General features: G+C 63.9%; 6 protein-coding genes and 2 riboswitches. Of the genes, 3 read left to right on the forward strand and 3 right to left on the reverse strand.

Going from position 1 to position 9,498, the window contains the following annotated elements; translation table 11 throughout:
- Positions 1-50: 50 nt before the first annotated feature.
- The 3 genes from GJU48_RS10330 to GJU48_RS10340 are packed head-to-tail and all read right to left on the reverse strand — an operon-like array spanning position 51 to position 1,347.
- Positions 51-443: a cobalamin biosynthesis protein gene (locus tag GJU48_RS10330; RefSeq protein WP_094953358.1), complete on the reverse strand. Its 393-nt coding sequence runs from the start codon at positions 441-443 to the stop codon at positions 51-53.
- Entirely contained in the window at positions 440-1,147 is a 708-nt protein-coding gene (locus GJU48_RS10335) for a CbtA family protein (RefSeq protein ID WP_094953360.1), read from the reverse strand. Before GJU48_RS10335 ends, GJU48_RS10330 begins: the two co-directional genes overlap by 4 nt.
- Positions 1,148-1,158: 11 nt before the next feature.
- Positions 1,159-1,347: a CbtB domain-containing protein gene (locus GJU48_RS10340; protein ID WP_078742010.1), complete on the reverse strand. Its 189-nt coding sequence runs from the start codon at positions 1,345-1,347 to the stop codon at positions 1,159-1,161.
- A gap of 96 nt (positions 1,348-1,443) precedes the next feature.
- Positions 1,444-1,647, reverse strand: a riboswitch (cobalamin riboswitch).
- Between the two features lie 772 nt (positions 1,648-2,419).
- Positions 2,420-2,619, forward strand: a riboswitch (cobalamin riboswitch).
- Positions 2,620-2,712: 93 nt separating this feature from the next.
- Here GJU48_RS10340 and cobW point away from each other — a divergent pair.
- The 3 genes from cobW to GJU48_RS10355 are packed head-to-tail and all read left to right on the forward strand — an operon-like array spanning position 2,713 to position 9,185.
- Positions 2,713-3,780 (forward strand): cobalamin biosynthesis protein CobW, encoded by a 1,068-nt coding sequence (cobW, locus tag GJU48_RS10345; protein ID WP_094952739.1) that lies wholly within the window; start codon positions 2,713-2,715, stop codon positions 3,778-3,780.
- A 3-nt stretch (positions 3,781-3,783) separates the two neighbouring features.
- Positions 3,784-8,529, forward strand: coding sequence for a cobaltochelatase subunit CobN (cobN, locus tag GJU48_RS10350; RefSeq protein WP_178119784.1), 4,746 nt, complete (start codon positions 3,784-3,786; stop codon positions 8,527-8,529).
- Between the two features lie 53 nt (positions 8,530-8,582).
- Positions 8,583-9,185, forward strand: a complete 603-nt coding sequence (locus tag GJU48_RS10355; RefSeq protein ID WP_083360413.1) for a vWA domain-containing protein — start codon at positions 8,583-8,585, stop codon at positions 9,183-9,185.
- Positions 9,186-9,498: the final 313 nt, after the last annotated feature.

Below are 9,498 nucleotides of genomic sequence, written 5' to 3' on the forward strand. Positions count from 1 at the left end.
CGGGCGAGCATGAAGATTGCTCATGATCGAGAAGGGCGATTATCGGGTTTTTAGTCGGCGCAGGCTAATGCAAAGGTGGCCTGGGCGACTTTTTTGCGCGTGATCAGCAGGCGGGCAGGGCCGTGGGAGAGCTGTTCAGCCAAGGCCAGCGCGGCGCTTTCGGCGATGCCGTAACAGCCGGTATGGGCAAAAGCGACCTCTGATTTGTGGCTAAGACGGTGTTCAAAAACCGTCAATTGTGTGGCGCTGAAACAGTGCAATGGCAGGTTCAGCACCTTTGCTAGAGCGAGCAGCCCAGGTTCATTCTGCTTGCGGTCAAGACTGGCCAGCGCGGTGATGCGATGGCGTTCGATACTGCCCTCGGCGAGGGCAGTATCGAGCAGGCCCAGCAGGGTGTGAACATCACAGCCCCGCTGGCAACCCAGGCCGACCACCAGGGTCATGCCGAGTATTGACCGTCGCGGTTGCGGCGGAACAGCCAAGCGCTGATCAGACCCAAGGCCAGCCAGAAGGCGACGTTGGTCAGCTGCGAAGCGATTTTGAATTGTGCTTCCAACGCTTCTGGAGCCAGCATCGAATGCACTTCAGGCTGCGGCGCACCGATCAGATGCGGCACGGCCAGGATCGCCAAGCCCAACACTTTGAGCAGCCAGCTGCGGCCAAACACCAGCAGCGCGATACCGGTAGCGGTGGACGCAGCCGTGCCAATCCACCAGACCTGACGTTGGGCCAGGTCAGCGGCGGCGGTGCCCGGCAACTCCGGCGGCAGGCCCAGGGTCGGCGCGAGTACAAACGTCGCGTAACCGGCCAAGCCCCACAGCAAGCCTTGAGCCGTGCGGGTCGGTGCGCGCAAGGTATAGAGACCGGCCAGCATCAGGGCAAAACCAACCGCCACCACCAGATTACCGCCGGTAGTCGACAACACACGTTGCCAGCCGTTTTCCGGCTCCCAGGCTTCCGCGTCGTGGGTGTGAGCGGCGGCGCCTTGTGCATGTTCATGGGGTATTACTTCGGCAGCGGCCGGGGCGTTTTCAAAGGTTTCCGCCTGCAGAATCAGCGGGGCGACCCAGAAGCTTTGCAGCAGAGTCAGCAACAGGGCGGCCAGCAAGCCGGTGAAGCCTGCGGTTTGGGCGATACGCTTGATCATGTCGGCAGGTCTCAGTGGCACGGGAACGCGGCGCTGTGGCGGGTATCGTGGGCGGCGTTGTGCACCGCTTCGATATGCGAGAAACCGGCGAAATACACCAGGCACGCGCCGAGGATCGACGCACCGATGGCGGCGGTCAGGCGTTGGCTCAGGGTGCTGGTGCTGCTGGCGGTGTGCGAGGTGCTGCTGATGATCGACATGGCGCGTCCCTTCTGGGTGTCAGGGTGAAACGGGCGCATGGAAACCCCGCGAGCCGGGCACGCGGGGTTCTGAACAGCGCCCGCCCACCGCGGGTTTGTTATCTGATTTTTCGGGCCGGTCTCCGGGCTGCGAGGGACACTGGGTCTAAAAAGCATCGCCTTCCCATGCCTTGCAGGCACAGTGGCTGTGACGCTTCGCTCGCTTACCGTTGCGGGGGCAGCACCGGACTGGTCATGTATGCATGACTTACCGGTTTCCCGTTTCACCCTGTGAAGGGCACCCGAAACAAGATGTGTAGGAGAGCATGGGGGTGGGAGGGGAGTCAATTGGGAGTTTTTTTGGGGTACATATCCGTTGCTGCGGTAACGGCCACTAATGGTTCCGCTCTTACAGCGGGTCACTTTTGGAAAAGAGCCCCAAAAGTAACCAAAAGGGCTCTTGCCCCACCACTCGTTGCCTCGCCTAGGCTCGGCATGCCCTCACTCCGGCTTGAATCCGTGGGCCGCCGCCATGGGCCATCCTTGGCCCATCGCGGCTAACCCGGCGTCCTGCCGGGTTACCCACGGATTCAAGCCTGCGTTCGGCCATCGTGGTTTAACGGGGCGCCTAAGATCAAGATCAAAAGCAAGAGCACGGCGGCCTAGTAGCCGACCTGAGTGGTAGAAGCAAAAGCAGGCAAAGCAGAGCAGAAGCAGAGCAGAACAGAGACTTCCTGCGATGGCATCGACTGTGGGTCACTGATAAACCGAGGGGGCTGCATCGCAGGTAAGCCAGCACCCACATTTGATTGAGTTCAGCTTCCAGGATCAGGTCTATGGTGCACAATAGGCAGCCCCAAGCCGCCACCAGGAACCCCATGCGCCAGGTACTGCTGATCATCGACGTGCAACCCTGTTCCCGGCGGGGCGAGGGTGGGGCAAGAGCCCTTTGCTTACTTTGGGGCTTTTCCAAAGTGAGCCGCTGTAAGAGCGGAACCATTAGTGGCCGTTACGGCAAGAACGGATATGTACACCAACCAACCAACCAACCAACCCAACCCAACCCCATCATTGACCATCCCCCACGCACTGCGTAGCCTTGCACCTTCGAGGTTCTTCGGCCCACGCCGAAGCTAAGAAGGGAACGCGGTCCAAGCCGCGGCTGCCCCCGCAACTGTAAAGGGTTTAGCTGACTGCCACGCCACTGCCAATACGGCGGGAAGGCGCAGCCAGCGCCGGTCGCAAGACCCGCACGCCCCAAGCCAGGAGACCTGCCTCGCAACCGATTTTCTACTTCAACCGGGCGGGGTGATCCGGTGACGAAATCCGCTGCTGCGCGCCGTCGCAGGGCCTATCGTCCCGTATGCCCGCCCCAAAGGGCATCCGATGAAAACACTGGCCAAACTCCCCGTCACCATCGTTACCGGCTTTCTCGGCTCGGGCAAAACCACCTTGCTACGCCACATGCTCGACAACGCCCAGGGCCGTCGCATCGCCGTGATCGTCAACGAGTTCGGTGAGTTGGGCATCGACGGTGAAATTCTCAAGCAGTGTTCCATCGGTTGCACCGAAGAAGAAGCCAACGGCCGCGTGTACGAACTGGCCAACGGCTGTCTGTGCTGCACCGTGCAGGAAGAGTTCTTCCCGGTGATGCGCGAACTGGTTGCCCGTCGCGGCGACCTCGACCATATCCTCATCGAAACCTCCGGCCTGGCCCTGCCAAAACCGCTGGTACAAGCCTTCCAGTGGCCGGAAATCCGCAGCGCCTGCACCGTTGACGCAGTGATCACCGTGGTCGACAGCCCAGCCGTGGCCGCTGGCACTTTTGCGGCGTTCCCGGACCAGGTCGACGCCATGCGCAAACTCGACCCGAATCTGGATCACGAATCGCCGCTGCACGAGCTGTTCGCCGACCAACTGGCCAGCGCTGACCTGGTGATCCTCAACAAAGCCGACCTGATCAGCCCTGAAGACTTGGCCCGCGTGCGCCTGGAAGTCGCCGAAGAGCTGCCGCCCGCCGTGAAGGTCATCGAAGCCAGCAGCGGTCGCCTGCCGCTGGACGTGCTGATCGGCCTGGGCGCCGGCTCCGAAGAACACATCGACGGCCGCCACAGCCACCACGACCATCACCACGACGATGAAGGCGAGCATGACCACGATCACGACGCCTTCGACTCCATCTCCATCGACCTGCCGCAAGCCGACGAAGCGTTGCTGCTCGACGCCTTGACTCAGTTGGTGGTGCAGCACGGCATCCTGCGCGTCAAAGGTTTCGCCGCGATCCCGAACAAGCCGATGCGCCTGCTGATCCAGGGCGTGGGTACGCGTTTCGACAAGCACTTTGACCGTGCCTGGGGCGCCGACGAAGCACGCATCACGCGCCTGGTGCTGATCGGTCAGGAACTGGACGCGGCGGGCCTCGAAGCGCAGCTGCGCGCAGCGCTCAGCGTTTAACCCATGCACCTGCTCAGGACCCAGCCCGGTGGTTTCGTCTCCGACGACAATATTGCCGACTTAGGCCAAACCCCCGCTGAACTGGTGATCCTGTGCAGCGGTGATTCCAGCCTGGCGTTGTTGGCCGAAGCGGCTCAACAGCTGCCCGACGACTACCCAAGCGTTCGCCTGGCCAACCCGATGCAGGTGCAAAACCACGCCTCGGTCGACCTGTACGTCGATGAGGTGCTGCGCCACGCCAAGGTCATCCTGATTTCGCTGCACGGCGGCATCGGTTACTGGCGCTACGGCATCGAGCGCCTGGTGGAATTGGCCGAGCGCGGCGTGCAACTGATCCTGGTGCCGGGCGATGACCGCCCGGACCCGGAACTCAGCAGCCTCAGCACCGTAGGCGTAGACGATCGTGATCGCCTCTGGCACTTCCTGCGCCAGGGCGGGCTGGGCAATGCCTTGGATTTTTATCGCTGTTTGGCAAGCCGCTACCTGGGCCGCGACTACGCCTGGGCCGAGCCGCAAACCTTGCCGCGCACCGCGATTTATCACCCGCACATAGCCAACGCACGCCTGAATGATTGGCAGGCGGATTGGCAGCCGGATTTCCCCGTGGCGGCGGTACTGTTTTACCGCTCGCACCTGCAGGCGGCCAATACCGGTTTTATCGATGTGTTCTGCCAGCGCTTGCAGGCGGCGGGCCTTAACCCGTTGCCGATGGCGGTGGCCAGTTTGAAAGAGCCTGGCTGCCTGACGGTGGTCGAGGACTTGCTGGATGAAGTGCAGGCGGCGGTGATTCTGAACACCACCGGGTTTGCCCAATCCAGCCCCGAAGCGCCGCATTTGCGCCCGTTTCGCCGCAATATCCCGGTAATCCAGGCAATTTGCGCCCAGGACAACCAGCCCGGCTGGGAGGCCAGCGAACAAGGCCTCGGCCCGCGCGACTTGGCGATGCACATCGCCTTGCCGGAGCTGGACGGGCGCATTATCAGCCGCCCGATCAGCTTCAAGGACCTGGCCTGGCGCAGCGAGCGCAGCCAGTCCGACGTGGTGTGCTACCGCGCCGCGCCCGAGCGCATGGATTTCGTCGCTGAGCTGGCACGCCGTTGGGTCGAACTGGCGCGGGTGCCGAACGCGGATAAACGCATCGCGCTGATCCTCGCCAACTACCCGACCCGCGACGGCCGTATCGGCAACGGCGTGGGTCTGGATACGCCGGCGGCGGCGCTGAATATCCTGCGCGCGCTGCAAGCCGAAGGCTATCCGCTGCCCCGTGAGTTGCCCGACAGCGGCACCGCCCTGATCCACGAATTGCTCGGTGGCGTGACCAACGACCTCGACAGCCTCGACCTGCGCCCGTGCCATCAAAGCCTGGGCCTGGATGATTACGAGGCGCTGTTCAAGCGCTTGCCCGAAGCCAATCGCCAAGCCGTGCTGGAGCGCTGGGGCGCACCCCACACCGACCCGATGTGCCGCGACGGCCGCCTGATGATCGCCGGCCTGCGTTTTGGCCTGACCTTCGTCGGCATCCAGCCGGCGCGCGGTTATCAGGTCGACCACAGCGCGGTGTACCACGACCCGGACCTGGTGCCGCCTCACGGTTACCTGGCGTTCTACTTCTGGTTGCGCCACACCTACGGCGCCCACGCCGTGATCCACGTAGGCAAGCACGGCAACCTCGAATGGCTGCCGGGCAAAGGCGTGGGGCTGTCGGAAAACTGCTGGCCTGATGCGCTGCTCGGGCCGCTGCCGAACATTTACCCGTTTATCGTCAACGATCCGGGTGAGGGCGCCCAGGCCAAGCGCCGCACCCAGGCGGTGATCATCGACCACTTGATGCCGCCGCTGACCCGCGCCGAAACCTACGGCCCGCTGCGCAATCTTGAGCTGTTGGCGGACGAGTATTACGAGGCGCAATTGCTCGACCCGCGCCGCGCGCTCGAACTGCAAAAAGACATTCTCAAGCTGGTGCGCGAGACCCGTATCGACCAGGAACTTGAGCTGGATAACGACGCCGACGCGGCGGTCTGGCTGCCGCGCCTGGACACCTACCTGTGCGACTTGAAGGAGTCGCAGATCCGCGACGGCCTGCATATCTTTGGCGAGTCGCCCGAAGGCCGCTTGCGCATCGACACCTTGCTGGCCTTGCTGCGCATCCCGCGCGGCGATGGCCGTGGCCCGCAATCGAGTTTGCTGCGCGTATTGGCCAAGGCCTTCGAGCTGGGTTTTGACCCGCTTGATTGTGCGCTGGCCGAGCCCTGGACCGGGCGCCGCCCCGAGGTGTTGCAGCAAATCGATCAACAGCGCTGGCGCACCGCCGGTGATACCCGCGAGCGCCTGGAGTTGTATGCCGCGCGTTTGATCGAGCAAGCGCTGGAAGGGCCGCTTGAGCAACTTGAAGAGCCCGGTTGGGAGGATGTGAAGTCGGTCATTGAGAGCCTGCGCATCGTCGTCGCGCCACGCCTGGACGCGTGCGGGCCGGCGGAAATGCGCGGTTTGCTGGATGCTTTGAGCGGCCTTTTCGTACCGGCCGGCCCCAGCGGCGCGCCAAGTCGCGGGCGCCTGGATGTGCTGCCCACCGGGCGCAATTTCTTTACCGTGGACGTGCGCAACCTGCCCACCACCACGGCCTGGCGCATTGGCTTCCAATCCGCCAACCTGATCCTTGAACGGCACCTGCAAGACCATGGCGATCACTTGCGCCAGCTTGGCCTGTCGGTCTGGGGCACGGCCACCATGCGCACCGGCGGCGACGACATCGCCCAGGCCATGGCGTTGATGGGCGTGCGCCCGGTCTGGGCCACGGGCAGCCAGCGGGTGGATGACTTTGAGATCCTGCCGATCAGTTTGCTCGACCGCCCGCGTGTTGACGTGACGCTGCGCGTGTCCGGGTTCTTCCGTGACGCGTTCGCCAACCTGATCCGCCTGTTCGATGCGGCGGTGCAGGCGGTGGCGGCCCTGGATGAACCGGATGATATGAACCCGCTGGCGGCCAAGGTGCGCAGTGAGCGTGAGGCCTTGCGCCTCTCGGGCCTGGACGCAGAAGCCGCAGCTAAACAAGCCGGCTGGCGCATCTTTGGCGCCAAGCCGGGGGCGTATGGCGCGGGCGTGCAGGGCGCGATTGACGGTCGTCTGTGGCAGAGCCGCGAGGACTTGGCCGAGGTCTACTTGAACTGGGGTGGCTACGCCTACGGTGGTTCCGATGAAGGCACCGCTGCCCGCGAACAGTTCGCCCAGCGCCTGAGCCTGGTGCAGGCGGTCCTGCAAAACCAGGACAACCGCGAGCACGACTTGCTCGACTCCAACGACTATTACCAATTCCAGGGCGGTATGCTCGCCGCCGTGGAAACCCTGAGCGGCGATAAGGCCGCCAGCTACCATGGCGACCATAGCCAGCCCGACTTGCCGAAGATCCGCACCTTGAAGGAAGAGCTGAACCGGGTGATCCGTTCCCGCGCCGCCAACCCCAAGTGGATCGACGGCGTGAAGCGTCATGGCTATAAAGGTGCGTTCGAAATGGCCGCAACCGTGGACAACCTGTTCGCGTTCGACGCCACCACCGCACTGATCGATGATCACCAATACGCCTTGCTCGCTGACGCGTATCTGCTCGATCCTGACACCCGGGCCTTTGTGCAGCAGCACAACCCCGATGCCCTGCGCGACATGACCGAGCGCATGCTCGAAGCCCAGCAGCGTGGCATGTGGCAAGAGCCGGGCGCCTATCGCGAGGCGTTGGAAAACCTGTTGTTGATAAAGGTGACTGATATTCCACATTTCCCACTGTCCGCCGTGGTCGGCGCCGACGACCTGAAACTGGCGCTGTGCCTCACCGCCATCGACCCGAAAATCGGCGGTGTGCTGATCGAAGGCCCGCGCGGCATGGCCAAGTCCACCCTGGCACGTGGCCTGGCGGACCTGCTCGCCAGTGGTCAGTTCGTCACTTTGCCGTTGGGCGCCACCGAAGAACGCCTGGTCGGCACCCTGGACCTGGACGCCGCACTGGGCGAAGGCCGTGCGCAGTTTTCCCCCGGCGTACTGGCCAAGGCCGATGGCGGCGTGTTGTACGTCGATGAAGTCAACTTGCTGCCCGACCACTTGGTGGACCTGCTGCTGGATGTGGCCGCCAGCGGCACCAACCTGATCGAGCGCGATGGCATTTCCCATCGCCACTCGGCACGTTTTGTGTTGATCGGCACCATGAACCCGGAGGAGGGGGAGTTGCGACCGCAGCTGCTCGACCGTTTCGGTTTCAACGTGGCATTAAGCGGGCAAACGCTGCCCACCGAGCGCGGGCAAATCATCCGGCGTCGGCTGGATTTCGACAGCGATCCCGCCGCGTTCTGCACGCAGTGGGCCGAGCCGCAAGCCGCCTTGCGTGAACGCTGCACCCAGGCGCGGACACAGCTCGACGGCATTGAGCTGGATGACCAGGCGCTGGCACAGATCACCGAGCGCTGTTTTGCCGCCGGGGTCGATGGCTTGCGCGCTGACCTCGTCTGGTTGCGCGGCGCCCGCGCCCATGCGGCCTGGCGTGGCGCTACCGCCATCGCCGAGGAAGACATCGAAGCGGTGGCCGAATTTGCCTTGCGCCATCGTCGTCAAGCGCAAACCCCGCCGGCAAGCCCGCCCAATCAAGGCCAGGCGCCCCAGGCTTCAGACACTTCACCTGGCCAGGGCCAGTGGGGCGACATGCCCGCGCCGGCCTTGCCCACGGGCGCACGCCGGGAAGTACCCACCTGGCCAAAAAAGCCCTAGGCATTCGCCCCCGACCTGACGCGGGGGCGGATGCCCGGCCCAAGGCGGGGCGACTGGACAAAGGCAGGCACGGCAAGGCGCGCAGCGCCAAACACGGCGCGATCAACTGGCCCGGCACCTTGCTCGGCGGCCGGCCGCAGTGCCGTGAGGATCTACTGTTCCACCTGCGCAACCGCGCGGCCCATGAGTTGTGGCTGGTGATCGTAGACGCCTCGGCGTCTACGCGGCGCCATGGCGCGTTGACCGACGCCAAAGGCCTGCTCGCCCAGTTGTTTGATGACGCTTACCGGCAACGCGCGCGCATGGCGTTACTCACGGCCAGCGGCCACTCGCCGAAGTGGCAAGTGCAGGGCCTCAAGGCCGCCAAAGGCTTGGCCGGTTGGCTCGCTCAGCTCGGCGCCGGCGGCGGCACGCCGTTGCTGGCGGCCTTGTCCGAAGCCGGGCAGTGGCTGCACGCGCGGCGCCAGCGTTACCCCGCCGAGCAGCAGCGTTTGCTGGTGATTACCGATGGGCGGCTCAAGGCTATCGACGGCCTGCCGCTGCTCGATTGCCCGGGTGTGCTGGTGGATATCGAGCGCGGGCCGATCACTCTCGGCCGGGCCAAACAGCTGGCGCTGCAATTGCACCTGGACTATCGGCATATCGACGCCGTGTAACTGCAATAAAAGTGAACGCTGCTTGATTCCCGCTTGTCCCCGCTTCCCATGTCACCCCCTACCTGCCAAATCCCTTAATTTTCCAAGCCTGCTGGAAGCCTCTTCAGGCCCCCGGCTGCGCCCGCAGTTTTTTCAGGGCGCCCAGCACACCCTATGCAAGCGGCAGATGAAGACGGACTTTCTCCTCAACCGTGACTTTTCAGCAGGTTACCCCCATGCAGTTCAGCGAATTATTGGCAGCGATTTCCACCCACGCGATCCGTCTGCAACTGGAAGAGGGCGACCTGATTATCCTGGGCGACGACGAAGCGCT

The sequence above is a fragment of the Pseudomonas sp. IB20 genome, from assembly GCF_009707325.1.
GTDB lineage: Bacteria > Pseudomonadota > Gammaproteobacteria > Pseudomonadales > Pseudomonadaceae > Aquipseudomonas.

Excerpts from the sequence above, each read along its gene's own strand:
- GJU48_RS10330 (WP_094953358.1), bottom strand. The coding sequence starts at position 443 with ATGACCCTGGTGGTCGGCCTGGGTTGCCAGCGGGGCTGTGATGTTCAC.
- GJU48_RS10335 (WP_094953360.1), bottom strand. The coding sequence starts at position 1,147 with ATGATCAAGCGTATCGCCCAAACCGCAGGCTTCACCGGCTTGCTGGCC.
- GJU48_RS10340 (WP_078742010.1), bottom strand. The coding sequence starts at position 1,347 with ATGTCGATCATCAGCAGCACCTCGCACACCGCCAGCAGCACCAGCACC.
- cobW (WP_094952739.1), top strand. The coding sequence starts at position 2,713 with ATGAAAACACTGGCCAAACTCCCCGTCACCATCGTTACCGGCTTTCTC.
- cobN (WP_178119784.1), top strand. The coding sequence starts at position 3,784 with ATGCACCTGCTCAGGACCCAGCCCGGTGGTTTCGTCTCCGACGACAAT.